The sequence below is a fragment of the Actinomadura physcomitrii genome (assembly GCF_008923205.2).
GTDB lineage: Bacteria > Actinomycetota > Actinomycetes > Streptosporangiales > Streptosporangiaceae > Spirillospora > Spirillospora physcomitrii.
The window spans coordinates 52,444-79,375 of sequence record NZ_WBMS02000002.1 but is presented as its reverse complement, the minus strand read 5'-3'; the positions used below and the strand labels follow the sequence as shown (position 1 = coordinate 79,375).

The 26,932-nt window shown below is 73.7% G+C and carries 24 protein-coding genes and 2 pseudogenes; 11 read left to right on the top strand and 15 right to left on the bottom strand.

The features are described 5' to 3' along the window. The first annotated feature begins 1 nt into the window (after nucleotide 1). Complete coding sequence (locus F8568_RS02410) at nucleotides 2-556, top strand: NUDIX domain-containing protein (protein ID WP_151590904.1); 555 nt, start codon at nucleotides 2-4, stop codon at nucleotides 554-556. Nucleotides 557-661: 105 nt separating this feature from the next. Here the strand turns inward: F8568_RS02410 and F8568_RS02405 are convergent, their stop codons facing one another. The 3 genes from F8568_RS02405 to F8568_RS02395 all read right to left on the bottom strand — a co-directional run bounded on the left by F8568_RS02405 (nucleotide 662) and on the right by F8568_RS02395 (nucleotide 3,926). After that, on the bottom strand, nucleotides 662-1,714 hold the full coding sequence (locus tag F8568_RS02405; protein ID WP_236008300.1) for a HAMP domain-containing sensor histidine kinase: 1,053 nt from the start codon (nucleotides 1,712-1,714) through the stop codon (nucleotides 662-664). After that, complete coding sequence (locus tag F8568_RS02400) at nucleotides 1,711-2,394, bottom strand: response regulator transcription factor (RefSeq protein WP_151590902.1); 684 nt, start codon at nucleotides 2,392-2,394, stop codon at nucleotides 1,711-1,713. The genes F8568_RS02405 and F8568_RS02400 overlap by 4 nt, the downstream gene beginning before the upstream one ends. 62 nt (nucleotides 2,395-2,456) lie before the next feature. Next, nucleotides 2,457-3,926 (bottom strand): glutamate--cysteine ligase, encoded by a 1,470-nt coding sequence (locus tag F8568_RS02395; protein WP_151590900.1) that lies wholly within the window; start codon nucleotides 3,924-3,926, stop codon nucleotides 2,457-2,459. Between the two features lie 151 nt (nucleotides 3,927-4,077). Here F8568_RS02395 and F8568_RS02390 point away from each other — a divergent pair, with 151 nt between their 5' ends. Next, entirely contained in the window at nucleotides 4,078-5,427 is a 1,350-nt protein-coding gene (locus F8568_RS02390; protein WP_151590898.1) for an ATP-binding protein, read from the top strand. Nucleotides 5,428-5,586: 159 nt separating this feature from the next. Here F8568_RS02390 and F8568_RS02385 read toward each other — a convergent pair whose 3' ends face one another. The 3 genes from F8568_RS02385 to sigE all read right to left on the bottom strand — a co-directional run bounded on the left by F8568_RS02385 (nucleotide 5,587) and on the right by sigE (nucleotide 7,654). Further along, nucleotides 5,587-6,135: a YceI family protein gene (locus F8568_RS02385; RefSeq protein ID WP_151590896.1), complete on the bottom strand. Its 549-nt coding sequence runs from the start codon at nucleotides 6,133-6,135 to the stop codon at nucleotides 5,587-5,589. A 111-nt stretch (nucleotides 6,136-6,246) separates the two neighbouring features. After that, a complete protein-coding gene (locus F8568_RS02380) occupies nucleotides 6,247-7,062 on the bottom strand; it encodes an alpha/beta fold hydrolase (protein ID WP_151590894.1) in 816 nt (271 codons plus the stop codon). A 61-nt stretch (nucleotides 7,063-7,123) separates the two neighbouring features. Beyond that, entirely contained in the window at nucleotides 7,124-7,654 is a 531-nt protein-coding gene (gene sigE / locus F8568_RS02375; RefSeq protein ID WP_151591418.1) for an RNA polymerase sigma factor SigE, read from the bottom strand. Between the two features lie 177 nt (nucleotides 7,655-7,831). Here sigE and F8568_RS02370 point away from each other — a divergent pair, with 177 nt between their 5' ends. The 3 genes from F8568_RS02370 to F8568_RS02360 all read left to right on the top strand — a co-directional run bounded on the left by F8568_RS02370 (nucleotide 7,832) and on the right by F8568_RS02360 (nucleotide 12,511). Then, a complete protein-coding gene (locus F8568_RS02370) occupies nucleotides 7,832-9,121 on the top strand; it encodes an esterase-like activity of phytase family protein (RefSeq protein ID WP_151590892.1) in 1,290 nt (429 codons plus the stop codon). Between the two features lie 139 nt (nucleotides 9,122-9,260). Further along, entirely contained in the window at nucleotides 9,261-10,835 is a 1,575-nt protein-coding gene (locus F8568_RS02365; protein WP_151590890.1) for an acyl-CoA synthetase, read from the top strand. A 119-nt stretch (nucleotides 10,836-10,954) separates the two neighbouring features. Further along, on the top strand, nucleotides 10,955-12,511 hold the full coding sequence (locus F8568_RS02360) for a serine/threonine-protein kinase (protein WP_151590888.1): 1,557 nt from the start codon (nucleotides 10,955-10,957) through the stop codon (nucleotides 12,509-12,511). On the opposite strand, the pseudogene rho reads toward F8568_RS02360, so the two are convergent. After that, nucleotides 12,508-13,620: pseudogene (rho, locus tag F8568_RS02355) on the bottom strand (transcription termination factor Rho); the annotation flags it as partial. The gene F8568_RS02360 and the pseudogene rho sit on opposite strands and share 4 nt — an antisense overlap. A 422-nt stretch (nucleotides 13,621-14,042) precedes the next feature. Beyond that, complete coding sequence (locus F8568_RS50130) at nucleotides 14,043-14,804, bottom strand: PEP/pyruvate-binding domain-containing protein (protein WP_151590884.1); 762 nt, start codon at nucleotides 14,802-14,804, stop codon at nucleotides 14,043-14,045. Between the two features lie 201 nt (nucleotides 14,805-15,005). Between F8568_RS50130 and F8568_RS02345 the strand changes: the two genes are divergently transcribed. Then, a complete protein-coding gene (locus tag F8568_RS02345; RefSeq protein ID WP_151590882.1) occupies nucleotides 15,006-15,767 on the top strand; it encodes an enoyl-CoA hydratase/isomerase family protein in 762 nt (253 codons plus the stop codon). Here F8568_RS02345 and F8568_RS46515 read toward each other — a convergent pair. The 5 genes and pseudogenes from F8568_RS46515 to F8568_RS02325 form a co-directional block, all read right to left on the bottom strand. Beyond that, nucleotides 15,764-16,126, bottom strand: coding sequence for a hypothetical protein (locus F8568_RS46515; RefSeq protein WP_151590880.1), 363 nt, complete (start codon nucleotides 16,124-16,126; stop codon nucleotides 15,764-15,766). The genes F8568_RS02345 and F8568_RS46515 overlap by 4 nt on opposite strands. An 85-nt stretch (nucleotides 16,127-16,211) precedes the next feature. Beyond that, the gene (locus tag F8568_RS02340) at nucleotides 16,212-16,856 is read right to left on the bottom strand and encodes a LuxR C-terminal-related transcriptional regulator (protein ID WP_151590878.1); all 645 of its coding nucleotides are present in this window, start codon (nucleotides 16,854-16,856) and stop codon (nucleotides 16,212-16,214) included. Beyond that, a complete protein-coding gene (locus F8568_RS02335; protein ID WP_328600688.1) occupies nucleotides 16,820-18,178 on the bottom strand; it encodes a sensor histidine kinase in 1,359 nt (452 codons plus the stop codon). Before F8568_RS02335 ends, F8568_RS02340 begins: the two co-directional genes overlap by 37 nt. A gap of 133 nt (nucleotides 18,179-18,311) precedes the next feature. Next, nucleotides 18,312-18,770, bottom strand: a pseudogene (locus tag F8568_RS02330) (RNA-guided endonuclease InsQ/TnpB family protein); the annotation flags it as partial. A 35-nt stretch (nucleotides 18,771-18,805) separates the two neighbouring features. Then, entirely contained in the window at nucleotides 18,806-19,969 is a 1,164-nt protein-coding gene (locus F8568_RS02325) for an RDD family protein (protein WP_160573481.1), read from the bottom strand. A gap of 177 nt (nucleotides 19,970-20,146) precedes the next feature. Here F8568_RS02325 and F8568_RS02320 point away from each other — a divergent pair, with 177 nt between their 5' ends. Both F8568_RS02320 and mca read left to right on the top strand, forming a co-directional pair. After that, nucleotides 20,147-21,580 (top strand): MDR family MFS transporter, encoded by a 1,434-nt coding sequence (locus F8568_RS02320; RefSeq protein ID WP_151590860.1) that lies wholly within the window; start codon nucleotides 20,147-20,149, stop codon nucleotides 21,578-21,580. After that, entirely contained in the window at nucleotides 21,577-22,467 is an 891-nt protein-coding gene (gene mca, locus F8568_RS02315; RefSeq protein WP_328600687.1) for a mycothiol conjugate amidase Mca, read from the top strand. Before F8568_RS02320 ends, mca begins: the two co-directional genes overlap by 4 nt. Here the strand turns inward: mca and F8568_RS02310 are convergent. Next, nucleotides 22,464-23,306, bottom strand: coding sequence for a polysaccharide deacetylase family protein (locus F8568_RS02310; protein ID WP_328600686.1), 843 nt, complete (start codon nucleotides 23,304-23,306; stop codon nucleotides 22,464-22,466). The two genes, mca and F8568_RS02310, sit on opposite strands and share 4 nt — an antisense overlap. Before the next feature lie 106 nt (nucleotides 23,307-23,412). Here F8568_RS02310 and F8568_RS02305 point away from each other — a divergent pair, with 106 nt between their 5' ends. Next, nucleotides 23,413-24,222: an ABC transporter permease gene (locus F8568_RS02305; protein ID WP_151590857.1), complete on the top strand. Its 810-nt coding sequence runs from the start codon at nucleotides 23,413-23,415 to the stop codon at nucleotides 24,220-24,222. On the opposite strand, the gene F8568_RS02300 is transcribed toward F8568_RS02305, so the two are convergent. Beyond that, nucleotides 24,146-24,640, bottom strand: a complete 495-nt coding sequence (locus F8568_RS02300) for a helix-turn-helix domain-containing protein (protein WP_151590854.1) — start codon at nucleotides 24,638-24,640, stop codon at nucleotides 24,146-24,148. The two genes, F8568_RS02305 and F8568_RS02300, sit on opposite strands and share 77 nt — an antisense overlap. A 145-nt stretch (nucleotides 24,641-24,785) precedes the next feature. Between F8568_RS02300 and F8568_RS02295 the strand changes: the two genes are divergently transcribed. Continuing rightward, nucleotides 24,786-26,045 (top strand): alanine racemase, encoded by a 1,260-nt coding sequence (locus F8568_RS02295; protein ID WP_328600685.1) that lies wholly within the window; start codon nucleotides 24,786-24,788, stop codon nucleotides 26,043-26,045. Between the two features lie 60 nt (nucleotides 26,046-26,105). Then, nucleotides 26,106-26,900, top strand: coding sequence for an RNA-guided endonuclease InsQ/TnpB family protein (locus tag F8568_RS47655; protein WP_236008322.1), 795 nt, complete (start codon nucleotides 26,106-26,108; stop codon nucleotides 26,898-26,900). Nucleotides 26,901-26,932: the final 32 nt, after the last annotated feature.

Below are 26,932 nucleotides of genomic sequence, written 5' to 3'. Positions count from 1 at the left end.
AATGAGCCGAGAGCAGGAGCCCGCCGTCCGCCGCGTCGGCTCGCGGGTCGTCTACGAGAACCCGTGGATGCTCGTCCGCGAGGACGAGGTCGAGCGCCTCGACGGCTCGCGCGGCATCTACGGCATCATCGAGAAACCGGACTTCGCGCTGGTCATCCCGGTCGAGGGCGACGGCTTCCACATGGTGGAGGAGTTCCGGTACCCGATCGGCAGGCGCACCTGGAGCTTCCCGCAGGGCTCGCTGCCGGACCGGCAGAGCGCCGAGCCCGAGGAGCTGGCCCGCATCGAGCTGGCCCAGGAGACCGGCCTGCGCGCCGGCACCCTCACCCACCTCGGCCACCTGAACTGCTCGCACGGGACGAGCGGCCAGGGCTTCGACGTCTTCCTCGCCACCGACCTGAAGGCGGGCGAGGCCGACCGCGAACCCGAGGAGCAGGACATGCGGCAGCGCCTCGTACCGCGCGCCGAGTTCGCCGCGATGATCCGCGACGGCCGCGTCACCGACGACTCCACCGTCGCCGCCTACACCCTCCTCACCCTCCACGAGAACCGTTGACTTGTGGCGGGGGGGGGGGTTGGGGGGGGGGGCGACCCCCCACACCCCCCAACGCACACGCGGGGGGCGGTTATGGACGGCCGCATAACCACGACACGCCACAAGTCAACGCGGGGGGCCGGGGAGGGTGACGCGGATGCGGCAGCCCGCCCGGGTGTCCAGGACGGTGATGTCGCCGCCGTGCAGCTCCGTCGCCCAGTTCGCGATGGCGAGGCCGAGGCCGGTCCCGCCGCCGGGCGTCCCGGCGCGCGCGCCGTTCGCCGCGCCGCGCGAGAACCGCTCGAACACCCGCGCGCGCTCCTCCGGCGGGATGCCCGGCCCCTCGTCGGCGACCTCGGTGACCAGCCCGCCCGGCGCCGCGCCCGGCCGCGCCGACACCGTCACCGGACGGTCCGCCGGGCCGTGCTTCGCCGCGTTGTCCAGCAGGTTCGCGACGACCTGATGCAGCCGGTCCCGGTCGGCGGTCGCGCGCAGGCCCGGCGGGACGTCCGCCTCGAACCGCGCGCCCGGATGGCCCGCCGCCGCCTCCGCCGCCACGTCGCCGATGAACGCCGCCACGTCCAGCTCGTCCAGGTCGAGCGGCGCCGCGCCCGCCTCCACCCGCGACAGGTCCAGCAGCTGCGTGACGAGCCGGCCGAGCCGCTCGGTCTGCTCCAGTGCCGACTCCAGCACGTCCGGCGTCGCGGGCGTGACGCCGTCCGCGACGTTCTCCAGCACCGCCCGCAGCGCGCTGATCGGCGTCCGCAGCTCGTGCGAGACGTTCGCGACGAACTCCCGGCGCTGCCGGTCCACCTCCGCGAGATCCGCCGCCATCCGGTTGAACGCCTGCGCCAGCTCGCCGACCTCGTCCCGCGACGTCGCCCGCACCCGGCGGCTGTAGTCGCCGCGCGCCATCGCCCGCGCCGCCGCCGTCATCTCCCGCAGCGGCGCCGTCATCCCGTGCGCGAGCAGCTGGATCACCACCAGCGAGATCAGCACCCCGACCGGCATCGTCTGCCGCGCCCGGAACCCCAGCGGGTACCCCCACAGGACGATGAGCACCGCGACGCACGCCGTCACCACCACGACGACGCCGAACTTCACCTTGATGGACCGCAGCGGGTCCAGCGGCCGCGGCCACCTCGTCCACAGCCTGTGGAAAACCCTCGCCTCCATCATTGCGCCGCCTCCACGCTGTAGCCGACGCCGTGCACTGTGCGGATCAGACCCTGCCCGAGCTTGCGGCGCAGCGCCTTCACATGGCTGTCGACGACCCGCGTCCCGGACGCGTCCGCCCAGTCCCACACCTGCTCCAGCAGGACGGCGCGGGTCAGCACCGCGCCCCGGTTCCGCAGCAGGCACGCGAGCAGGTCGAACTCCGTCGGCGTCAGGTGCACCTCCCGGCCGTCCCGCCGCACCCGCCGCGCCCGCGGATCCACCTCCACCGGCCCCGCCCGCATCGGCCCGTGGCCCGCCGCGTCCACCCCGGGCCGCTCCACGCGCCGCAGCACCGCCCTGATGCGCGCCATCAGCTCCCGCATGCTGAACGGCTTCGTCACGTAGTCGTCGGCGCCGACACCGAGCCCGACCAGCAGGTCCGTCTCGTCGTCGCGGGCCGTCAGCATCAGCACCGGCGTCGCCCGCTCCGCCTGCACGCGCCGGCACACCTCCAGGCCGTCGAACCCGGGCAGCATCACGTCCAGCACGATGAGGTGCGGCCCGAACGCGCGGGCCCGCTCCACCCCGGACGGCCCGTCCGCCGCCGTCTCGACCGCGAACCCCTCGGCGGCCAGCCGGTCCGCCACGGCCCGCGCGATCGTCGGCTCGTCCTCCACCACCAGGATCCGCGTCTCACCCACATGGGCACTCTAAGCACACGAAACGCCCACACCGTGCCCGACATGTGGAGATCCTGTGTTCGTCACCATTCGTGGACGGGGGCGTTGGTGCGCATGTTCTCGACGTAGCGGCGGGTCATGAGGCGGAGGGCCTCGTGGCGGGGGGCGGCGGTGGACTCCTCGATGGCCTCGACGGTGTCGATCTGCCAGGCGGAGCCGGTGCGGCCGGTGACGCAGCGGCGCTCGACGATGCCGAGGAGCCGGTCGCGGCGGGCCGGGTCGACGCCCCAGCGGTCGAGGCCCTCGTGGGCGAGGGGGAGCAGCTTGCGCAGGATGAGCTCGGCGGCGGGGACCTCGCCGACGCCGGGCCAGTAGAGGGTGGCGTCGATGCCGTCGCGGGCGGCGCGGTGCAGGTTCTCCTCGGCCGTGTTGAACGACATCCGCGACCAGACGGGACGGTCCTGCTCGGCGAGCATGCGGACGACGCCGTAGTAGAACGCGCCGTTGGCGACGACGTCGGCGACGGACGGCCCGGCGGGCAGCACGCGGTTCTCGATGCGCAGGTGCGGACGGCCCTTCACGACGGCGTAGATGGGCCGGTTCCAGCGGTAGATGGTGCCGTTGTGCAGGGTCAGCTCGCCGAGTTCGGGGATGCCGCCTTCGTCGAGGACGGTGAGGGGGTCCTCGTCGTCGCAGAGCGGGAGGAGGGACGGGAAGTAGCGGGTGTTCTCCTCGAAGAGGTCGAAGACGGAGGTGATCCAGCGTTCGCCGAACCAGACGCGGGGCCGGACGCCCTGGGACTTCAGCTCGGCGGGGCGGGTGTCGGTGGCCTGCTCGAACAGGGTGATGCGGGTCTCGTGCCAGAGCCGGTGCCCGAACAGGAAGGGGGAGTTGGCGGCCATCGCGACCTGCGCGCCGGCAACGGCCTGGGCGGCGTTCCAGTAGGCGCCGAACTGGTCGGGGCTGACCTGGAGGTGGAACTGAACGCTGGTGCAGGCGGCTTCGGGGAGGATCGTGTCGGTGTGCATGCGCAGCGGCTCGGGGCCGTCGATGGCGATGTGCATCTCCTCGCCGCGCGCGCGGAAGATCTGGTCGTTGAGCATCTTGTAGCGGGCGTTGGAGGAGAGGGTCTCCTCGCCGATGTCGCTGCGCCGCAGGGTCGGGAGCACGCCGATCATGACGAGCTCGCCGCCGACCTCGCCGGCCCGGGCCTCGGCGTGCTCGAGCTGGTCGCGGACCTCGGTCTCCAGGGCGCCGGTGCCCTCGCCGCCGAGCTCGCGCGGCGGGATGTTGATCTCCAGGTTGAACTGGCCGAGCTCGGTGGCCCAGGCCGGGTCGGCGATGGCCTTGAGCACGTCGGCGTTGCGCATCAGGGGGTCGCCGAGCTCGTCGATCAGGTTGAGCTCGATCTCCAGGCCGATGTGCGGGCGTTCGAAGTCGAACTGGGATTCGCCGAGCATGCGGGCCAGCACGTCCAGGCATCTGCGGACCTTGTCGCGGTAGCGCCGGCGGTCCTCGCCGCTGATGGTGACCGAAGCCACGTCCCTGCCCATGTGTCCGTCCCTGGTGCTCCGGAGGAACCGTCATAAAACGGGATGTCCCGGCTGAGGGGGTGGAAAACCCGGCGGGTGATTTCGGGCCGCGTTTAGTGACTGGCCGGTAACCTGTACCGGCGATCCGGGGTCCCGTGACACTCTGTGATGCATGCGGATCCGCCCCCGGTCGATCAGGACCAGGGACACCGTCGTCGCCGCGATCATCGCGGCGCTCGTCTGGGGCGTCACCGCGGCCGGGGTCGACCTCGCCGTCCGCGCGATCGTCCGGTCCGACCTGCTGCAGCGCACCCAGGTGGACGCGCGGCGGGTCAGCGGCGGCGTCCGGGACGGCTCGCTGCGCGACCCGATCCCCGACGGCAGCGGCGGACGCGTCCTGATGCAGGTCGTCGAGCCGGGCGGGCGCGTGCGGGCGGCGACGCCGGCCGCCGCGGGACGCCCGCCGGTCAGCCGGCTCTGGCCGTCCCCGGGGATGCGGGTGCGGGACTTCACCGAGTGCCGGGGGAGCTGGCCGCACCGGCGCTGCCTCGTCGCGGAGGCGATCCGCGCCACCACCGCGCCCGGCTCGGTCGTCGTGTACGCCGCCGAGCCGATGCCGTCCTACCTGGTGAACGGGCTGCTGGAGGCGGCGCTCGGGGCCGGGGTGGCGGTCCTCGCCGGGCTCGCCGCCTGGATCACCTGGCGGGTCGTCGGCCGGACGCTCCGCCCCGTCGAGGCGATCCGCGCCCAGCTCGCCGAGATCAGCGCGTCCGACCTGAGCCGGCGGGTGCCGGAGCCGCCCGGCGAGGACGAGATCGCGCAGCTCGCCCGCACCGCGAACGCGACCCTCGACCGGCTGGAGTCGGCGGTCGGGCGGCAGCGGCAGTTCGCCTCGGACGCCTCGCACGAGCTGCGCACCCCGATCGCGGGGCTGCGCGCCAACCTCGAGGACGCGTCGATGCACCCGGACGACAACGACCTGCCCGCCGTGGTCGAGCAGGCGCTGCACGACACCGACCGGCTGGAGTCGATCGTCACCGACCTGCTGCTGCTCGCCCGGATCGGGACGGGCGGGACGGTCGCGCAGGAGCCGATCGACCTGTCCGCGCTGGCCGGCGCGGAGATCGGCCGCCGCACCTTCCAGGTGAAGATCGAGAAGGAGCTCGCGCACGGCGTGACGGTGCGGGGCGTGCGGATGCAGCTCGTCCGGCTGCTGGGGAACCTGCTGGACAACGCCGAGCGGTACGCCGACCGGGTCATCGCCGTGGAGGCGGTGCGCGACGGCGGCCACGCGCTGCTCACCGTGACCGACGACGGCGTCGGCATCGCGCCCGCGGACCGCGAGCGCGTGTTCGAGCGGTTCACCCGGCTGGACACCGCGCGCAGCCGCGGCGCCGGCGGCACCGGGCTCGGCCTCGCCATCGCCCGGGAGATCGCGCAGGCGCACGGCGGGACGCTGCGCGTCGAGGACGACGCCCGCGGCGCCCGCTTCGCGCTCCGCCTACCCCTCGACGTGGAATGACCCCTGGACAGCGGAAAGGGCCGTCCACCGGTGTGGAACGGCCCTTTCCGGTGCGCGCGCCCGTCAGTATCTGTGTGTGTGGGCGCCCCCCCACACCCCCCGGCACAAGCCGCCTAACGGGCGCCTTACGCTCCGCTGGCGCTCCGCTCCAGGCGCCCGTCAGGCGCGGACGGCCTGGATTTCCAGCTGGAGGGTGACCTTGTCGCCCAGGAGGGCGCCCTCGCCCTTCAGCGGGACGTTGAACTCGATGCCCCAGTCCTTGCGGTTGACGGTGGTCTCGGCGGAGAACCCGGCGCGCGTGCCGCCCCACGGGTCCTCGCCGACGCCGTGGAACTCGACCGTCAGGGTGACCGGGCGGGTGACGCCCTTGATGGTGAGGTCGCCGTCCAGGTAGTACTCGCCGTCCTCGGCCCGCACGCCCGTGGTGTTGAAGGTCATGGTCGGGTGGTTCTCGACGTCCAGCACGTCCGCGCTGCGCACGTGGGCGTCGCGGTCGGCGTTGCGGGTGTCGAGGGAGGCCACCTTGATCTCGGCGGTGGCGGTGGAGCCGGCGAGGTCCTCGGCGATCTGCACGGAGCCGGAGAACTCGGTGAAGGACCCGCGCACCTTGGTCATCAGGTGCCGGATGGAGAAGGTGACCTCGGAGTGGGCGGGGTCGATGTTCCAGGTGCCGGCGGTCAGGCCCGGGGCGATGGTGTCGATGCTCATGGTGGCTCCAGTGGCGCTAGTGCTTGAAAATTCAACGACTAACCCGAGGTTAGTTGAAGGCTCAAACACGTGTCAACCGCCCCTTGTTCCCCCCGTTTCCGGCGGCTGCGGCTAGGACGCGGCGGCCTCCGGACGGGCGCCGAGGAGCGGGTGCGCGCTGCCGTCCAGCAGGACGCGGGCGACCTGCGGCGGGTCGTCGGACATCGGCACGTGGCCGCAGCCCTCCAGCCAGACGAACCGGGCGTGCGGGAGGCGGCGCTGCGCGCGGACGGCCTGGCTGCGCAGCAGCAGCCGGTCCTTGGTGCCCCACGCGATGGTGACCGGGACGTCCGCGCAGGAGCCGGTGAACCGGGTGGCCCGGCCGGCGCGGAGGGTCGGCTCGAAGCCCACGGCGTCGCGCAGCGCGCGGGCGTCGCCGGTGAGGGCCTCGATGTCCATCAGGTCCGGACGGCCGTAGATCATGCCGAACATCGCGGCGCGGCGGCGCGGTGAGCGGGCCAGCCGGGCCAGCATCGCGTCGGGGACGCGGGCGCCGAGCCGGGACGCGCGCAGCACCGAGGACGCGTAGCGCAGTTCGGCGGCGTTGAAGAAGCCGGCGGGCGACAGTACCGTCGCGGAGCTGACCAGGCCGCGGTCGGCGGCCTCCAGGGCGAACAGGCCGCCGAGCGAGTTGCCGGCGATGTGCGGGCGGTCCAGGCCGAGGTCGGCGAACGCGGCGGCGAGGACGGCGATCGCGGAGTCGAGCGTGTAGGGGGTGCCGCCCGGCAGCGGCGGGGACTCCCCGAAGCCGGGCAGGTCGACGGCGATGACGTCGCGTTCCGCGGCGAGCAGGTCCAGGACCGGGTACCAGCCCTGGCGGCGGTGGCCGATGCCGTGCAGCAGCACCAGCGGCGGGCCCTCGCCGCGGCGGTCGAAGACGATGTCCACGGGCCGAGGGTAGGCCCGAAGTTACTCGCCGGTCACTAGTGACGCTGGTCACGCCGGGCGGTCAGGCCCCGGTGACCTCGGCGGGGCGGCGGTGCTCCAGCGCGTTGCGCAGCTGGGCGCGGCCCCGGTGGATGCGCGAGCGGACGGTGCCGAGCTTCACCCCGAGGGACGCGGCGATCTCCTCGTAGGTGAGGCCCTCGATGTCGCACAGCACGACCGCGGCGCGGTACTCGGGGGCGAGGCCGTCCAGGGCCTTCTGGATGTCGGCGTCGAGGTGGCGCTCGTCGTAGGACTGGGCGGGGCTCGGCTCGCGGCCCTGGAGCCGCTCGGCGGCGTCGTCGGCGAGCGCGTCGAAGCGGATGCGCTGCTTGCGGCGGGCGCGGTCGAGGAACAGGTTGGTGGTGATGCGGTGCAGCCAGCCCTCGAACGTGCCGGGGCTGTAGGACGACAGCGAGCGGAAGACCCGGATGAAGACGTCCTGGGTCAGGTCCTCGGCGTCGTGCCGGTTGCCCGTGAGGCGGTACGCCAGCCGGAACACCCTTGTGGAGTGCTCGGTGACGATCTCCTCCCACGTTGGAGGAGTCCACGCCATCGTGCCTGCGCTCACCACGACCCCCGTCTGATACGAAATCGTTACGGCACAGCATGCCGGTACCCAGATAAGACCGGTGTAAGAAGCCTCCGGCGTGGCCGGATCCGGCGGCCCGGGGATCCGGCCCTTCACCTGGGGATCATCGCCCGGACACCCGCGGGCTCTACGGTCCCGGCTGTGACAGATCGCTCATTGCCTTACCGCACGCTCATCGCCGGCGCCGCGCTCGCCGCCGTGCTCGCCCCCGGGACGGCGCTCGCCGCGTCCCGGCCGTCCCCCGCGAGCGCGACGCTGCCGCGCGTGCCGCTCGCGCAGTTCCAGAACGGGCTGCTGCCCGGCAGCGTCGCCGACGACCACGGGGTCGCGCTCGGCGGCGTCGGCAGCGACCTGTTCCACGAGAAGGGCGCCCCGCGCGACGAGTTCTGGGCGATCACCGACCGCGGCCCGAACGGCGAGGTCACGGTGGACGGCGAGGACCGCGTGACGTTCCCCGTCGCTTCGTTCGACCCGGCGATCGTGAAGCTGCGGGTCCGCAAGGACAAGCTGAAGATCACCCGAGCGCTGCCGATCACGGACGCGCAGGGCCGCCCGGTGACGGGCCTGCCGAACGTGGAGGGCCGCGAGTCGGCCCCGTACGGCTTCGACGGGACGGAGCGGCTCGCCTACGACGCCGACGGCATCGACTCCGAAGGGCTCGTCCGGACCAAGGACGGCGACTTCTGGGTGGCGGAGGAGTACGGCCCGTCGCTGCTGCACCTGGACCGCCGTGGGCGGGTCGTCGAGCGGTACGTCCCGCAGGGGTGGACGGGGAAGCCCGGTTACCCAGTGAAGGCGGTGCTGCCCTCGATCCTGAACGAGCGGACCGAGAACCGTGGCTTCGAGGGGCTGACCGTATCTCCGGACGGTAAGTCCCTGTACGTCGCGGTGCAGAGCCCGCTGTCGAATCCGGACAAGGACGCCTACAAGAAGTCGCGGATCGCCCGCGTGTTCCGGTTCGACCTCCGCAAGGGCCGCGTGGCCGGCGAGTACGCGTACCGGTTCGAGGACGTGTGCGCGTTCGACCCGGCCGACTGCGGCGACCAGAAGGAGATGAAGATCTCCGCGCTGACCGCCGTGAGCGACCACGAGCTGCTGGTGGACGAGCGGACCGACAACGTCGCGAAGATCTACCGGGTCGACCTGCGCAAGGCCACCGACATCCTCGGCATGCGCTGGGACGACGAGCGGACGAGCCCGTCGCTGGAGCAGTCCGCGTCGGGCATCGCGCCGCTGCCGAAGACCCTCGCCGTGGACCTCGGGACGGTCCCGGGCGTCCCCGGCAAGATCGAGGGCGTGGCGCTCGCCGACTCCCGCACGCTCGCGGTGATCAACGACAACGACTTCGGGCTCGGCACGTTCGGGCCGGACGGCCGGCTGGTCGACAGCGGCGTCCCGACCCGGCTGACGTACGTCCCGCTGCCGCGCTGAGCGGGCGCGCCGGGCGACCGGGCTCGACCGTGTGACCGAACTCATTGGACCCGATGACAACAGGCATTGAGTCGATCGCCGGTGGGCCAGGATGATCGGAGGCGTCCCCACCCACCCCGAAACGCTCCGAGGACGTGGCATGGCGCGCAGCTACAACCTGGCCGATCTGCTCGAGATCCTGGCGGAGGCGGGGCCCGAGCGCCCCGCCCTCGTCGCCGGCGCCGAGCGGCGCACGTACGCGCAGCTCGACGAGCGGGCGAGCCGGGTCGGCCGCCATCTGGCCGCCGCGGGCGTGCGGGCCGGCGAGCACGTCGCGATCCTCGCCTACAACCGCGCGGAGTGGGTCGAGGCGATGATCGGCGCGTTCAAGATCCGCGCGGTGCCGATCCCGGTGAACTACCGGTACGTCGCGGGCGAGCTGCACCACGTGCTGTCCGACTCCGACTCCGTCGCGCTGATCGGGGAGCGGTCGCTGCTGGAGAAGGTCGAGGAGATCCGCGGGGACCTGCCGGAGCTGCGGCACGTCGTCGTGCTGGAGGACGGCTCGTCCGCGGACATACCGGACGCCGTCCGCTACGAGGACGCCCTCGCGGCGGCCGGGTCCGGCGGCACCTTCCCGGAGCGGTCCAGCGACGACCGCTACATCATGTACACCGGCGGCACCACCGGCTACCCCAAGGGCGTCGAGTGGCGCTGCGAGGACATCTTCTTCGGCGCGCTCGGCGGCGGGAACGTCCTCGGCGACCCGATCACCAGCCCCGAGGCGATCGCGGCGAACGCCGAGCAGCCGGCGATGGCCGTGCTCGACTGCGCGCCGGTCATGCACGGCGCCGGCCAGTGGGTCGCGTTCATGGGCCTGTTCAGCGGCGCGAAGGTCGTCCTCTACACCGACCACGCGTTCGACGCCGGCAGGGCGCTGACGCTGCTCGCCGAGGAGCAGGCGAACGTGCTGATGCTGGTCGGCGACGTGATGGCCCGCCCGGTCGCCAAGGCTCTGGCGACCGGCGCGTACGACACGTCCTCGCTGATGGCGATCGCGTCCGGCGGCGCGCCGCTCACCGAGGGAGCAAAGCAAGCACTCCGTTGCCAGTTGCCGAACATCATGTTCCTCGACAACTACGGCGCGTCCGAGACCGGGGCGTGCGGGCCGTCCGTGGACGCCAAGGAGGGCACCGCCCGGTTCATGATGAAGCCGGGCATCACCGTCCTGGACGACGACCTGAAGGTGGTCGCGCCCGGCCAGATCGGCAGGCTCGCGCGCAGCGGCAACATCCCGCTCGGGTACTACAACGACCCGGCGAAGACCGCGTCGACGTTCTTCACCGATGCCGACGGCACCCGGTGGTCGATCCCCGGCGACTTCGCGAGCCTGGAGGAGGACGGCACCATCACCCTGCTCGGCCGCGGCTCCCTCATGATCAACACGGGTGGCGAGAAGGTCTACCCGGAGGAGGTCGAGGTCGCGCTGAAGGACCACCCGGACGTCTACGACGCCGTCGTCGTGGGCCTGCCGGACGAGCGGTTCGGGCAGCGCGTCGCCGCCGTCGTCGCCCCGCGCCCCGGCGCGACGGTCACGCTGGACGAGCTGACCGAGCACTGCCGCGGCCGCCTCGCCGGCTACAAGCTGCCCCGCGAGCTGAAGGTGGTCGGCGAGGTGCAGCGCACCGCGGTCGGGAAGTCCGACTACAAGTGGGCCAGGTCCGTCTTCGCCTGACCCGCTCCGCCGGACGGGGCGGCGGCGGATTCCACAACCAGCGACGCGCCGGAAAGCGGTCAAGAAAGAATTGACGGCGGCGGGGCGTGCGGCGCCGGATCCGGGCGCATAACACCCCCATGAACGGGGACCGGCCGCCACCGCTCGCGCGCCGGTACCGGCTGCTCTCCGTGGTCGGCCGCGGCGGCATGGGCACCGTCTGGCGCGCCTACGACGAGATGCTGGACCGGGACGTGGCGGTCAAGGAGGTCCGCCTGCCCGGCCGCATCACCGAGGGCGAGCGCCGCGCGCTGTGCCGGCGGCTGCTCGCCGAGGCGCGGGCGACCGCCGCGCTCCGCCATCCCGGCGTCGCCGCCGTCCACGACGTCCTCGTCGAGGACGGCCGCCCGTGGATCGTGATGGAGTTCCTGCCGGCGTGCTCGCTGAACCGGCTGGTCGCCGAGGGCGGCCCGCTCGGCGTGCGGCGGACGGCGCGGATCGGCGCCGCGGTGCTGTCGGTGCTGCGCGCCGCGCACGAGGCCGGCATCCTGCACCGCGACGTGAAGCCGAGCAACGTCCTGGTCTGCGACGACGGCCGGGTCCTGCTCACCGACTTCGGGCTCGCGCTGCACACCGACCGGGGCCGCGGCGCCGGCGGGACGCTGCAGGCCGAGACGATGGCGGCGGGCATCGAGGGGTCGCCCGCCTACCTCGCGCCGGAGCGGGTGCACGGGCTGCCGAGCGTGGAGGCGTCCGACCTGTGGTCGCTCGGCGCGACGCTGTACACGGCGGTCGAGGGGTTCTCGCCGTTCCTGCGCTGCCACGCGCTCGCGTCGATGGTCGCGGTGCTGCTCGGCGACTACGCGCGGCCCGTCCGGGCGGGTGCGCTCGCCCCGGTCATCGAGGGGCTGCTGCGGGAGCGTCCCGAGGACCGGCTGTCGGCCGCGGCGGCCGCCCGGATGCTGCAGGAGGTCGCGGACGCCGAACCGGCGGGCGCGACGGCCGCCGTCCTGGCCCCCGTGCCGAAACCGCGCCGGCCGAAGCCCCGGCCGTCCTGGCGCGCGGCGCGCGTCCGGCGGACGCTGCGGGTCCCGGTGCTGGTCGGGCGGCGGCTGCGGCTCGGCGCCGTGCTGAGCGTCGCGGTCCTCGCGGTGGTCGCGGCGGGGGCGGGGACGTGGACGGCGCGGTGGAACTCCGTCGGCAAGAGCGACTCGTTGGCGCTGCGCCCGGCCGCGGGCGTCGAGGCGAAGATGGTGAAGTACACCGAGAAGGGCGCGTACTCGGTGCGCGTGCCGGCCGGCTGGCAGAGCGAGCGGCGCGGCGACGTCATGGAGTGGGACGACCAGGCGTCGGGGCGCAGGCTCCGGATCTTCCCGGCCCCCGGCGAGCCGCTGGACGGGCTGCGCGCCGCCGAGCGCAGGGCCGAGGTGAGGCACCTGTATCCCGGTTACCGCCGGCTGCGGCTGGAGGCCGCGCCGGAACTCGGCGAGGACGCCGCGGAATGGGAGTTCGTCTGGAACGGCGGGCATGGCCGACATGGCGGGCATAGTGGGCACGGCCGGCAGGGCGGGGAGCACGTGCTGTGCAGCCGCGCCGCCGGGTACGAGTTCTGCTTCCACGCGCCGGAAGCGCAGTGGACGCCGGGGCAGCGGCTCTACGACCGCGTCCTCAGGACGTTCAAGCCGCGGAAGGGCTAGAGGCTCTTCTGGAGGCGGAGCAGGAACTCGGCGTTCGACGAGGTGCCCTTCATCTTCTCCAGCAGCTGCTCGATCGCCTGCTGCCGCTCCAGGCCCTGCAGGGCGCGGCGCAGCCGCCAGGTGAGCGCCAGCTCCTCGGGCGACATCAGCAGCTCGTCGCGGCGGGTCCCGGACGCCTCGATGTCGACGGCGGGGAACACCCGCCGGTCGGCGAGGCCGCGGTCGAGCTTCAGCTCCATGTTGCCGGTGCCCTTGTACTCCTCGAAGAACACGTCGTCCATCCGGGAGCCGGTCTCCACCAGCGCGGTCGCGAGGATGGTCAGCGAACCGCCGTTCTCGATGTTGCGGGCGGCGCCGAAGAACTTCTTCGGCGGGTAGATCGCGGTGGTCGCGACGCCGCCCGCCAGGATGCGGCTGCTGGACGGCGCCGCGAGGTTGTAGGCGCGGCCCAGCCGGGTGATCGAGTCGAGCAGCATCACCACGTCGTGGCCCTGCTCGACGAGCCGCTTGGCGCGCTCGACGGCCAGCTCGGCGAGCGCGGTGTGCTCCTGCGCGGGCCGGTCGAACGTCGAGTGGATCACCTCGCCGCGGACCGTCCGCTGCATGTCGGTGACCTCTTCGGGGCGCTCGTCGATCAGCACCACCATGAGGTGCACCTCGGGGTTGTTCTGGCTGATCGCGCTCGCGAGGGCCTGCAGCACCATCGTCTTGCCGACCTTCGGCGGCGAGACGATCAGGCCGCGCTGGCCCTTGCCGATCGGCGCGACGAGGTCGATGACGCGGGTCGCGAGCGCGCCGGTGTCCAGGCGCAGCCGCTCGTCCGGGAACAGCGGGGTCAGCTTGGCGAACTCGGGGCGGCCGGCGGCCTGCGCGGGCGGCAGCCCGTTCACCGACTCGACGGTGGCGAGCGCGCCGAACTTCTCCCGGCCGCTCTTCGGCGGGCGGGCCGTCCCGGCGACGGCGTCGCCCGGCCGCAGGTGGTACGTCCTGACCTGCGCGAGCGACACGTGCACGTCGTCGTTGCCGGGCAGGTACCCGGACGTGCGGACGAACGCGTGCTTGTCCTGGACGGCGAGGATCCCGTGGAACGGGACGGCGGGCTGGTCGTCGGCGGCGGGCCGCCTGGCCTGCTGCTGCGCGCCCTTGCGCGCGGTGGGAACGGTGTGCGCCCTGCCCTCGGCGGGGCGGCGTTCCGAAGTGAGTGTGGGAGTGGACATACGGGTCCCTTCTCAGGGCGGCGCGGTGAGCGCCGCGCCCCCTGGAGTCGAATCCCGCGTACGGCGGCGGAGCCCGCGGCTCGTACGCGAGGAGAATGCGAGAAATGCAGCTCGGTTCACCGGGCTGACGTCGGCTCCCTTGTGCGACGGTCCAGGACGCTCGTCGGCGCGTCCGGACGGGGGATCACCGGGCGCTCAGATGGCCCGGGCGGGGAAGAAGCGCGCCTCAACCGCGGAGCGCGGGAAATCAAAGGCGCTGCTTCGACAGTACAGCACCGGCGGCCGTTCGCGCATTCCCCAAGGTCATCGGCGCGTCAGCTGGCGGGTCGGCGGGCGCGGGGCAGGGTGAGGGACGACAGGGGGCGCGTCTGGAGCAGCCAGAGGGCGCCCTCCCGGTCGAACCCGAACTCGATCTCCTGCGGGCCGCCGAACAGGGCCGCGGCGCGCGCGGCGAGCTTGACCAGCGCCCGCAGCTGCGGATGGGCGAGCGGCTCCTCCTCCGGCGCCCCGCTGTCGCGTTCCAAGCTGATGACCTTGCCGCGCCGGTTGAGCGCGTAGGTGGTGGCGGCCTGGCTGTCACGGAGCGCGCGCGGGCCGCCCAAGGTGGCGGAGACGATCACGCGGTCGGTCCGGCTCTCCAGCGGGTCCGCGCCGAACAGCACGCCGCCCGACACCAGGTCCAGCTGCGGCTGGACGAGGATCGCGGTGGTCGCGGGCCCCGTCGCGGACGCCACGACCCCCGTGACGGCCTTGAGGAACTCCGGCCAGCCCTTGACGTCCAGGGCGGACACGTACCGGCCCTCCGCGCCCTCCTCGTGCGTGGACGAGGACCGCACCGCGAGGGCGCGGGCCCCGCTCGCGCTGAGGCGGGCCCACGCTTTGCGCAGCTCGCCGGTGTTCCGGTAGCGCTCGCCGCGGACGAAGCACTTCACGGGGATCACGAAGCCGGGCGGCACCGGCAGCCCGTGGCGCACCGCGCGCGCCAGGTCGGACGCCTTGGCGCCGGCCAGATCGGGCGCGGCGGCCAGGGGGTCGTCCAGGTTGATCGTCCAGAAGGCGTGTGCGCTCTGCTGCACCGCGAGCTCCGTTTCGGGGTCAGAGACCGCTCATCTGTCTATAATCCGGCGGGCGTCCTCAGCATTCCTCCCTCGCGGGGGGCGTCCCTAATCCATCCGTTCGGAGTATCCCTGGGCGCGCGCGTCGTCCTCGGGGCGGAGGAACGCCCGCCATGCCGGGTTCCGTACGATGTTGCCGCTGGTGGAGCGGTAGGGAGGACCATGGGCGGCGGATTGCGGTGCGAGGTCGCGGGCGGGGTGGGGACGATCACCATCGACCGGCCGGAGAAGCGGAACGCCATGTCCGCGGACATGTGGCGGGCCCTGCCCGGGATCCTGGACGGCCTGCGGGCCGATCCGGGCGTCCGCGTCGTGGTGCTGACCGGCGCGGGCGGGAACTTCTGCGCCGGCGCGGACATCGCCGAGCTGCCCGACATCCACCGCGACGACGACTCGCACCTGTCGTCGGTCGCCGAACGCGCCCTCGCCGCGTTCCCGAAGCCGACGCTGGCCGCGATCGAGGGGTTCTGCGTGGGCGGCGGCTGCCAGCTCGCCGCGGCGTGCGACCTGCGGTTCGCGGCGCCCGGCGCCCGGTTCGGGATCACCCCCGCCAAGCTCGGCATCGTGTACCCGGCGGCGGCGACGGCCCGGCTCGTCCGGCTCGTCGGCCCGTCCGCCGCGAAGTACCTGCTGTACTCGGCCGACCTGGTCGGCGCGGACCACGCGCTGCGGATCGGGCTGCTCAACGAGATCGTCGACGACCTGCCGGCCCGGGTCGCGGCGTTCACCGCGACGCTCGCGTCGCGCTCGCTGCTGACCCAGCAGGCGACCAAGGACATCGTGGACGCGATCGCCGCCGACGAGCCGGTGGAGGAGAGGGTCCGGGGCTGGCTGGAGGAGGTCGCGGCGCGCGGCGAGGTCGCCGAGGGCATCGCCGCCTTCCTGGAACGCCGCCCGCCCCGCTTCACCTGGACGTCCCGCTAGGACGCGTCGAGGAGGCGGGCGGCGGGGAGGCGGCGCAGGCGCGCGGCCGCGCGGGACGGGTCGTCCAGCAGCCCGGCGGTCTCCGGGAGGCGCAGCTCCGCCAGCGGGAGCACGCCGCACAGCAGCTCCCGGGGCGTCCGGACGATCAGCAAAGGGCCGATCTGCGCGGTGAGCCGCTCCAGCCGCTCGCGCTGCGCCGAGCGGAAGCGCTCCAGCTCGTCGCGGGTGCCCTTGAGCGCGGTGAGCTGGGTGCGGATGTCGGCGATCTCGGGCGCCCCGGCCCGCCGCCTGCGGTCGAACGCCAGGTACAGCTCGCGGCCCGCGATCGCCAGGCAGAGCAGGACCAGGATCACCTTCATCGCGCCCTCCCGAGGGCCACTCGCCCGAGCAACCTATGTCACCGCACGGGAACCCGGGTAGTCCGCTCCGCCCTTGAGAGCGCCGTCAGCGGTTGAGGTAGGCCAGGACGGCGAGGACGCGGCGGTTGGTGTCGTCGGTGACGGGCAGGTCGAGCTTGGCGAAGATGTTCGCGGTGTGCTTGGTGACGGCGCGCTCGGTCACCACGAGCTGCTCGGCGATCGCCGCGTTCGAGCGTCCCTGCGCCATCAGCTCCAGCACCTCGGTCTCGCGCGGGGTGAGCCGGCTCAGCGGGGTGTCGCGGGTGTTGCTGGCGACCAGCCGGGAGATCACCTCGGGGTCCATCGCGGTGCCGCCGGCGGCGACCCGGCGGACCGCGTCCACGAACTGGGCGGTGTCGAACACCCGGTCCTTCAGCAGGTAGCCGATGCCGCCGGTGCCGTCGGCGAGCAGCTCCCGGGCGTACAGCTGCTCGACGTACTGCGACAGCACCAGCACCGGCAGGCCCGGGATCCGGCGGCGCGCCTCCAGCGCGGCCTGCAGGCCCTCGTCGGTGAAGGACGGCGGCAGGCGCACGTCGACCACCGCCACGTCCGGGCGGTGGTCGACGAGCGCCTTCAGCAGCGAGGGCCCGTTGTCGACGGCGTCGGCGACCTCGAAGCCGTGCGTCTCCAGGAGGCTGACGAGTCCCTCTCTCAGGAGGGCGAGGTCTTCGGCGAGGACAACGCGCACGGCAGCTCCAGCGTGACGATGGTCGGGCCGCCCACCGGGGAGTTGAGGGCGAGCACGCCGTCGAATGTACCGATTCGCCGCTCGATCCCGCGCAGTCCGGTGCCGCCGTCCAGGGACGCGCCGCCGCGCCCGTCGTCGGTGACGGTGATGCGCAGCATGCCGCGCTCGTGCCGCATGTCGACCCAGACGCGGGACGCGCCGGAGTGCTTGGCCGCGTTGGTGAGGACCTCCGACACCGCGAAGTAGGCGGCGGACTCGACCGGCGGCTCGGGCCGGGCCGGCAGCTCGGCGACGACCTCGACCTGCAGCGGGTGGTCGAGCGCGAGCGCCTTCACCGCGTCGCCGATGCCGCGGTCGGCGAGCACCGGCGGGTGGATGCCGCGGACGAGGTCGCGCAGCTCGTGCAGCGCCTTCGCGGACGACTCGCGGGTCTGCGCCAGCAGGGTCCGCGCCTTCTCCGGGTCCTTGTCGAGCAGGTGCTCGATGGCGCCGAGGCTCATGCCCATCGCGACGAGCCGGGCCTGCGCGCCGTCGTGCAGGTCGCGCTCGATGCGGCGCAGCTCGGCGGCGGACGCGTCCACCGCGTCCGACCGGGACTCGGTGAGGTGCCGCACGCGCAGCGCCAGCCGGGACTTCTCCGTCGGGCCGAGGACGGACCGGCCCCACCGGCCGTACACCCGCATCATCGCCGGGCCGAGCAGGAACCCGGCGGCGATGAGCAGCGTGGCGACGACCAGGGTCGACGCGATCCGGCCGGTGTCGTGGCCGTAGCCGTCGGTGACGTGGACGTAGGCGTACCAGTCGTTGCCGCCGTAGTTGGTGATCAGCTTGCCCGCGAACGCCGCGACGGCGTACCCCCACAGCCCGTAGCCGATCAGCAGGGCGGGCAGCGCCGCGGTGAACAGCGCGACGAACGGGTCGGCGAGCACCCACAGGTAGTCGCGCCAGGTGGCGGGGTCGCGGGCCAGCGCGAGGGAGCGCCGCACCGAGCCCTTGACGCCGGGCTCGCGCGCGGGCTCGGGGAGGTAGGGCCGCTCGATCGGGTGGCCCGTCCAGCGCTCGATCTTCTCGCGGTAGCCGTCGAGCTGCCGGCGCAGCGCCATCGTCGCGGACGGGAACAGCAGGATCCCGACGAAGCCGCCGACCAGGGTGACGACCGCGGCGAACCACAGGCCCACGAAGGTCGCCGGGATCGACCGGAGCCACAGCCCGAGCCCGCGCCAGGGCGCCCGGAGCCGCCGCTGCAGGGAGGTCTCGCTCACCGGCCGCTCGGTGACCCCGTGCTCGGTCACCTCGTGCTCGTACACCTTGTGCTCGTTCACCGTGTTCCTCCGGTCGTCGCCTGCCGTCGTGAATCCAGTCTCCGGCCGGCGTCCGTCCCGCACAGTGTGCCCGCAACCCGGACGGGGGGTGTAGTCAGATACACCGTTGTCTGAGGCTGCACGAGTGCGAGTCTCAGGCAGTCGCGGCTTGCGCCGTGACGGTCCCGGTCTCATCCACGGGGGGCGTGGTGCCGGGTTCCTGCTTCACGGGCGGTCGCCCGGCGGGGCCGGGTCTTACCTCGCCTCCACAGGCGTTTTGCCTCTCCGCCCCACTGGCGGCGAGGTCTCGCAGATTGATCGCGGCGTTGACATCGCGGTTCAGGGCCAGGCCGCAGGCGTCGCACCGGAACGTCCGCTCGGACAGCGACAGGCTTGGCTTTCGCTCACTGCAGCCCGAGCAGGTCTTGGACGAAGGGAACCAACGATCGGCCGCGACCAGGCAGCCACCGTTCCAACCGGTCTTGCAGGAAAGCATCCGCCGCACGGCCCCGAACCCCTGATCGGCCACGGCGCGGGCGAGCCGCCGGTTGGCGACCATCCCGGTGACGTTGAGGTCCTCCACAACCACGGTCTCGTACCGGGCCGCCAGATGCGTGGTGGCTTTGAGCGATCCGCCGCCGCCCGGTCCTAGCCGGGCGGCGGCTGCTCGTACGGGGGTTGCACATGCTGCTGCTCGTAGTACTGCTGCGGCATGGCGGGCGGCGGTGGCGGCAGCGCCGGCGGCGCTGGCGGCAGGGCGGGTTGCTCCGGTTGCTCGACGGCCCGGCCCGCCCTGCGCTCCTGGTAGGCGTCCTTGAAACGGCCGCCGAGCCGCTTGCCCGCGTCCTGCACCTGCTGCGCCCGCTCGCTCGCCACGGCCTCGCGCAGCTTCCCGGCGGACGCCCGGCCGAGCTCCCGCAGCCGCTCGGCCCGCTCGGACTCGATCGCCTGCCGCACGCGGTCGTGCTGGGCGAGCCGCGCGGCGTTGTCGCGGGCCGCCTGCCGGGCCACCTGGCCCGCGGCCTGGGCGCCGTCCCACGCGACGACGGCGCCCTGCCGCGCCGCCGCCACGGCGCGCTGGTAGCCGCCCGCCCGCACCACCACCGTGCCGCCGACCAGGTCGGCGAGCGTGCGGCGCCGCCGGCCGACGAGGGCGGGCAGGCTGTTTGCCACGAAGAGCGCGACCGCGAGCACCCACAGCAGGACGGAGAGGAAGAACAGCCCCTCCAGCAGGAGCACCCAGGCGAGCGCGTACAGGCCGGTGCCCGACGCGGTCGTGACCAGCGCCCGGCGCGCGGCGCGCGCCTTGCCGGGCTTGGCCGGGACGGCGCTGTGCCCGACGCGCAGGTCCATCACGGCCTTGCCGGCCGTCCGGCCGAGCCAGGCCGTTCCCGCGAACTGGAGGAGCAGCTCCGCCAGGACGAGCAGCAGCAGGCCCTGCTCGACGGTGGCGACGAACGTGTCCCACACGCCCGCGCCGAACTCGCCGGCCGCCTTCTTCACGCTCCCGCCCGACAGCAGCAGTTCGACGCCGGCGGACCACGCCTTGTGGGGCAGGTCCTCGGTGACGTAGGACTGCAGCCGCCCCCACGTCATGGCGCCGAGCAGCAGCGCCACGACCAGCAGGATCCCGGTGTCGATCGACCAGGCCAGCAGGCGGCGGCCGGGCGGCGCCGCCTCGCTCTCCGGTCCGGGCGGCTGCTGCTGCTGGTACGGCGGCTGTGGTGGCTGTGGTGGCGGGCCCGGATGCGCCGGCCCTTGGTACGGGCCGCCATAGGGCGCGGGGAACGGGGAGGGCGGAGGGCCGTGCACGCGTGAACCCCTCTGGATCGGCGCGGGACACCGTGATCTTAAGGACCGCCGCCGCCCGGCCGCCATCAGATGACCACGTCCTGCCAGTGCAAAACTTAGTATGAATCTAAAAATAGGCTTGACCGTCTGATGTAGTGAGCCTAAAGTTCGACTCGTTCCACTTACTTGGAGGTGTCCATGACCGCGCCCACCCGCGCACCGGCCGCGGCGCCCGCCGACGCGACCGGACGGCTCGACCCGGCGCTGCTCAAGACGTCGTTCGTGCTGGTCCTCGGGCCGATCCTGGCGCTGCTGGACACGACGATCGTCGGCGTCGGGCTGGACGCGGTCGCCCGTGACTTCGGCGCCCCCGTCGCGACCCTGCAGTGGGTGTCCGCCGGGTACCTGCTCGCGATCGCGATGGTGATGCCGCTGGCCGGCTGGGCGAGCGACCGGTTCGGCGCCCGGACGACGTGGATGGCGTCGATCGCGCTGTTCACCGCCGGGTCCGCGCTGTGCGGGCTCGCCTGGTCGGCCGGGAGCCTCATCGCGTTCCGGGTGCTGCAGGGCGTCGGCGGCGGCCTGATCCAGCCGGTCGGCCAGTCGATCGTCGTGCGGGCCGCCGGTCCGAAGCGGCTCGGCCGCGTCATCGGCCTGACCGTCATGCCGCTGACGTTCGCGCCCGTGCTCGGGCCGGTGCTCGGCGGGCTCATCGTCGAGCGGCTCGACTGGCGCTGGATGTTCCTGGTGAACGTCCCGCTCGGCCTGGTCACGCTGCTGCTCGCGGCCCGGTACGTGCCCGCGTTCGCCGGGGCCGGCGGATCGGCGCGGCGGCTGGACCTGCGCGGGCTCGCGCTGCTGTCGCCCGGCCTCGCGGCGGCCGTCTACGGGTTCTCCGAGGTCGGCGACGCGGGCGGGCTCGGTGCGGTGCGGGTGTGGGGTTCGCTCGCGGCCGGGGCCGTGCTGCTCGCCGGTTACGGCGTGCACGCGCTGCGCCGGCGCGGCACCGCGCTCATCGACCTCGGCCTGTTCGCCCGGCGCGGCTTCGCGGTCGCGACGGCGAACTCGTTCCTGCAGGGCGCCGCGCTCTACAGCTCGATGCTGCTGCTGCCGCTGTACTACCAGCAGGTCGAGCACGCGTCCGCGCTGGAGGCCGGGCTGCTGCTCGCCCCGCAGGCCCTCGGCACCGCCGTCGCGACGTTCTTCGCGTCGCGGCTCGCCGACCGGATGGCGCCGCGCCCGCTCATCCTGACCGGCATCGTCCTCACGCTCGCCGGAACGGTCGCGTTCACGCAGCTCGGCGCGGGCCCGGCCGGGTGGCTGCTGACGCTGTCGCTCGTCGTGCGGGGCGCCGGGCTCGGCGTCGTGATGGCGCCCGGCATGGCGACCGTCTACGCGAGCGTCCGCCCGGACGAGACGGCCCGCGCCGCCGGCGCCGTCAACACCCTCAACCGGGTCGGCGGGTCGCTCGGCACGGCCGTCCTCGCGGTCGTCCTGCAGCGGTCGCTCGACCATCACCCGCCGGCCGCCGCCTACGGCGCGACGTTCTGGTGGGCGGTCGGCCTGTCCGCGCTGACCCTCGTCCCCGCCCTGTTCTACCCGTCCCGTATCCCGAAGAAGGAGAGCCGGTGAACCTGCGCGTCACCCATGGCGAGCGCCCGCGGCTGCTGACCGTCCACGCGCACCCCGACGACGAGTCCAGCAAGGGCGCCGCGACGCTGGCGAAGTACGCCGCCGAAGGGGCGGACGTGCTCGTCGCGACCTGCACCGGCGGGGAGCGCGGCAGCGTCCTCAACCCGGCGCTCGACCGGCCGGAGGTCCGCGCGGACCTGCCCGCGATCCGGCGCCGGGAGATGGCGGCGGCGCGGGAGATCCTCGGCGTCCGGCAGAGGTTCCTCGGCTTCACCGACTCCGGCCTTCCCGGCGACGGCGAGGACCTGCCGGCCGGCTGCTTCGCGCTGGAGCCGCTCGCGGACGCGGCGCGCCCGCTGGTCGCGCTCGTCCGCGAGTTCCGCCCGCACGTCGTCATCACCTACGACGAGACCGGCGGCTACCCGCACCCCGACCACATCAAGACGCACCAGGTCACGGCGGAGGCGTTCGACGCCGCCGCGGACCCGGACCGCTATCCGGGCACGGGCGCGCCGTGGCGGCCGGTGAAGCTGTACTACCAGGGCGCGTTCTCGCGGGACTGGTTCCAGGCCCTGCACGACGGCATGCTCGCGCGGGGCCTGGAGTCGCCGATGGGCCCCGTGCTCGCGGAGTGGCCGGACGGCGCCGCGAGGCTCGAGACGACCACCCGCGTCCCGTGCGCGGAGTACTTCGGCGTCCGGGACCGGGCGCTGCTCGCGCACGCCACGCAGATAGACCCGGACGCCGGGTTCATGCTGCACCCGCGCGACGTGGAGCGGGAGGTCTGGCCCACCGAGGACTACCACCTGGCCCGCTCGCACGTCGAGACGGAACTCCCCGAGAGCGACCTGTTCGCCGGCCTCCCGGTCACCGTCCCGGCGGGTTAGAGCGCCACGAACGTCAGGCCGCGCTTCTTCATCTTCGGGATGACCTTGCGCAGCGCCGCGATGGTCTCCGACCGGTCGCCGCCGCCGTCGTGGCACAGCATGATGTTGCCGGCCTTGCCGCGCAGCAGCGTCCGGCGGATGTGCCCGACGCCCGGCCGGGACCAGTCGCGCGGGTCGACCGCCCAGTCGATCGGCAGCATGCCGTGCTCCGCGACGAGCTCCAGGATCGTCTTCGACCAGGCGCCGCCCGGCGACCGGAAGAACTGCGGCTCGATGCCGGTCGTGTCGGCGATCCGGTCGCGCGCCTGCACCATCTCCTTCTTGACCCGCTTCTTCGGCAGGCCCGCGATGGTGATGGGGTGCGTCTCGGTGTGGTTGCAGATCTGGTGGCCGGCGTCGGCGACCCGGCGCACCAGCTTCGGCCACTCCTTCACCTGCTCGCCGATCATGAAGAAGGTCGCGTGGATCTCGTGCTCGGCCAGCAGGTCGAGCATCTTCGGGGTGTACACCGGGTGCGGGCCGTCGTCGATGGTGAGCGCGATCGTCTTCGGCGGCGGCGCCGGCGACAGCTGCGTCAGCTCGCGGACGGGAGTCTCCAGCGCGGTCAGCTTCGCCTGCGTCCAGGTGGCGGGCCGCGGCGTCGGGGTGGGGGACGGCGCCGGCTTCGGGTGGATGACGGGACGGGCGCGCGGCGTCGGCACGGACGGCTTCGCCGCGGCGTGCGACACCCGGGACGGGTGCGCCTCGTCGGCGCCGATCGCGGTGATGCCGACGGCGGCGGCCCCCATCAGCCAGAGCGCTCTGCGGCGGGACGGTCCGCCTGCCTCCTCGTCCTCCACAAGTCCCACGCTATCGGGCTTTTCGCTCCCTCGAGCGGCCTTGCGGATCACAATCGGCTCAACTGGGAAGACCCGTTACAGAAGATCGTTCTGGTCGGGGGGTGGGATGAGCGCGGGGCCCGCCGTCGGACCGCTCCTGGCGCTCGTCCTCGGCGCGCTCGCGGTGGTCGCGGCGGCCCTCGCGCGGCTCGGCCGGATCGGTCTCGGCCGGGACATCGTGGTCGTCTCGGTCCGCGCGGCCGTGCAGCTCGCCGCCGTGTCCGCGCTCATCGCCGCGGTGCTGCGCGACGCCGGCTACACCGCCGCGTTCGTCGCGGGCATGGTCGTCATCGCCGTGGTGACGGCGGGCCGCCGCATCACCGGCGGCCTGCGCGCGGGCGCGTGGACGACCGCGCTGCCGATCGTCGCGGGCGTCGCGCCCGTCCTCGCGCTGCTGCTCGCGTCGCGGCTCGTCCCGCTGCGCACCGTGTCGGTGCTGCCGATCGCCGGCATCTTCATCGGCGGCGCCATGTCGGCGACCGGGCTCACCGGGCGGCGCGCGCTCGACGAGCTGGCGACGCGGCGCGGCGAGTACGAGGGCGGGCTCGCGCTCGGGCTGACGCCGCGCGACGCCGCGATGGAGGTGTGCCGCCCCGCCGCCGCGCTCGCGCTGTTCCCCGTCCTCGACCAGACCCGGACGGTCGGGCTCGTCACGCTGCCCGGCGCGTTCGTCGGCGTGCTGCTCGGCGGCGCCGACCCGGCCCAGGCGGGCGCGACGCAGCTGCTGGTGCTCATCGGGCTGCTCGCCATCGAGGTCGTCGCGGTGCTCATCACGCTCGAGCTGGTGGCGGCGGGCGTCCTCACCCGGGCGCGTCCGGACGGGTCCGTTCGGCATAGTCGGCGGAGATGGCGTCCGCGGTCGCGCGCAGGCCGGTGAGGTCCGCCCCGTCGGGCACGGTCACGGCGGCCACCACGCGTCCCGTCGCGTCGCGGACCGGCGCGGCGGCGTAGCGGCCGGACGCGCCGGCGCGCTCCAGGTCGTCGAGCAGCGCGGGCGGGCCGGTGACGAGGCGGGCGGCGCCGCCGGTCGCCGCGCCGAGCCGCGCGAGGTGCGGCGCCGCGACGGCGCGGACGTCGGGGCGGCCGAGGGTGTCGGCGAGCGCGGCGAGGCGCGCGCCGAGGTGGAAGCGGTGGTGCTCGTCGCGGCGCACGAACCGCTCGGCCTCCAGCGCGCGCAGCAGCCGCAGCACGGTCGTCTTGTGCACGCCGAGCTTGCGGGCCAGCTCGTCCAGGTTGTGCGGGCCGTCGCCGAGCTCGATCAGGATGCTCAGCCCGCGCGCGAGGCTCTGGCTCATCGGGTTCCCTCCTCCCGGCGGCCGATGCCGGAGCGCAGCGTACCCGCGGCCCGGGACCGCCCGGGCCGCTGAGGGGGGCGGGGGTCGGCCCGCGCGGCACGGGGAAGGATCATCGCGGGCGGAGGCGACAGGGGAGGGCATGCCGGTGACGGGGATCGACGCGACTGCCGTGGACGCGCTGGACGGGGAGCCGCTCGACTGGCGGTTCAAGGCGATCCCGGCGTCCGCGCAGGGGATGACGGTGGCGCAAGCGCGGGACGCGCGGCTGCCGCTGGACGACTTCGGCACGCCGCTGCTGACCCTCGACGCCGGCGCGCTCGACCACAACGTCCGGATGATGGCGGACTGGGTGAGCGCCGCAGGCATGGAACTGGCACCGCACGGTAAGACTACGATGGCCCCCGAGCTATGGCGCCGGCAGCTCGACGCGGGCGCGTGGGGCATCACGCTCGCGACCTTCCCGCAGCTGCGCGTCGCGCGCGCGTTCGGGGTCCGCCGCGTGCTGCTCGCGGGCGCGCCGCTCGACCCGGCCGGCCTCGCCTGGCTCGCGGGCGAGCTGGACGGCGATCCCGAGTTCGCGTTCGTCTGCTGGGCCGACTCGGTGCGGTCCGTCGAGCTGATCGACGGGGCGCTGCGCGCCGCGCGGGCGCAGCGCCGCGTGGACGTGTGCGTCGAGCTCGGCGGCCCGAACGGCCGGACCGGCGTCCGCGACGACGGCGACGCGCGGGCCGTCGCCGACGCGATCCGCGCGGCGCCGTCGCTGCGCCTCGCCGGGATCGGCGGCTACGAGGGCGCGCTCGCGCACGACGCGTCCGAGGAGGGCCTCGCCGCCGTCGACGCCTACCTGCGGCGGATCGCGAACCTGCACGGGCGGCTGGAGTACGAGACCGGCGCGCCGGTCGTCACGGCGGGCGGCAGCGCCTTCTTCGACCAGGTCGCCGAGGTGCTCGGCGGGCTCGACGCGCAGGTGGTGCTGCGGTCCGGCGCGTACCTCGTCCACGACGACGGCTTCTACCAGGACATCACGCCGTTCGGGCGGGGCGCCGGCGCGGGCGGCGAGCACCTGCGCCCGGCCATGCACGGTTGGGGCCGCGTCGTGTCGGTGCCGGAGCCCGCGCTCGCGCTGCTGGACGTGGGGCGCCGCGACGTCCCGTTCGACGCGGGCCTGCCGCGGCCGCAGCTCGTCCGCGGGAAGGGCGCCGCGCCGGTCGAGGGCGCGCGCGTCACCGCGCTGAACGACCAGCACGCCTACCTGCGCGACGCGTCCGTCGAGCCCGGCGACATCGTCCGGCTGGGCCTGTCGCACCCCTGCACCGCGCTCGACAAGTGGACGCTCATCCCGGTCGTCGACGACGCCGGCGCCGACCACCCCGCCGTGACCGGCTACATCCGCACCTATTTCTGACCTGCGGCGCGCGTTCTGGCGGCCCATCACCGGCTTTTACGAACATTCGTGTCTGTGGGGATGTTACGGTTTTTCCTGCACATCGGGGGCCGGACGTCTCCGCCGGCACGTACGGCGGGACGGCCGAGCGATCAGGGCCCGGCGCAGCCGGTGCGCGGTGATGTCGCTACGTCCAGGCAGTGCGCCACGGGGGCCGATCTGTACCGGACGACGCGTGCCGCCGCCGCACCACGAAGGCTGACCCCGTCGCCGGGCCGATCGCCGGCCCCGCTCCGCCCTGCCCAGCAACGACCCGACCCTGCAACGGGCCGTGCGCGCGCGGGGTGCAGGACCGCCGACGCGCTGCACAAGGCCACCACGCACCTGGCCGCCCGCTACGAGACCGTCGTGGTCGAAGACCTCAACGTCACCGGCATGCTCGCCAACCGGCGGCTCGCCCGCGCGGTCGCCGACCAGGGATTCGGGGCCGTCCGACGGATGCTGGATTACAAGACCGGATGGAACGGCGGACGCCTGATCGTGGCCGACCGCTGGTTCCCGTCCTCGAAGACCTGCTCGGGCTGCGGCGGGCGAAAGCCAAGCCTGTCGCCGTCCGAGCGGACCTATCGGTGCGACGGCTGTGGCCTGGTGCTGGGCAGGGACGTCAACGCCGCGATCAACCTGCGTGACCTCGCCGCCAGTGGGGCGGAGAGGCAAAACGCCTGTGGAGGCGATGTCAGACCCGGCCCCGCCGGGCGACCGCCCGTGAAGCAGGAACCCGGCACCACGCCCCGCGTGGATCAGACCGGGACCGCCGCCGCACAAGCGACGGCTAACTGGACAGCGGATACTCACATTCGCTCACATCTCAGGTAACGGTTGACCCGCCATGACTCCGAGCGGGCCCG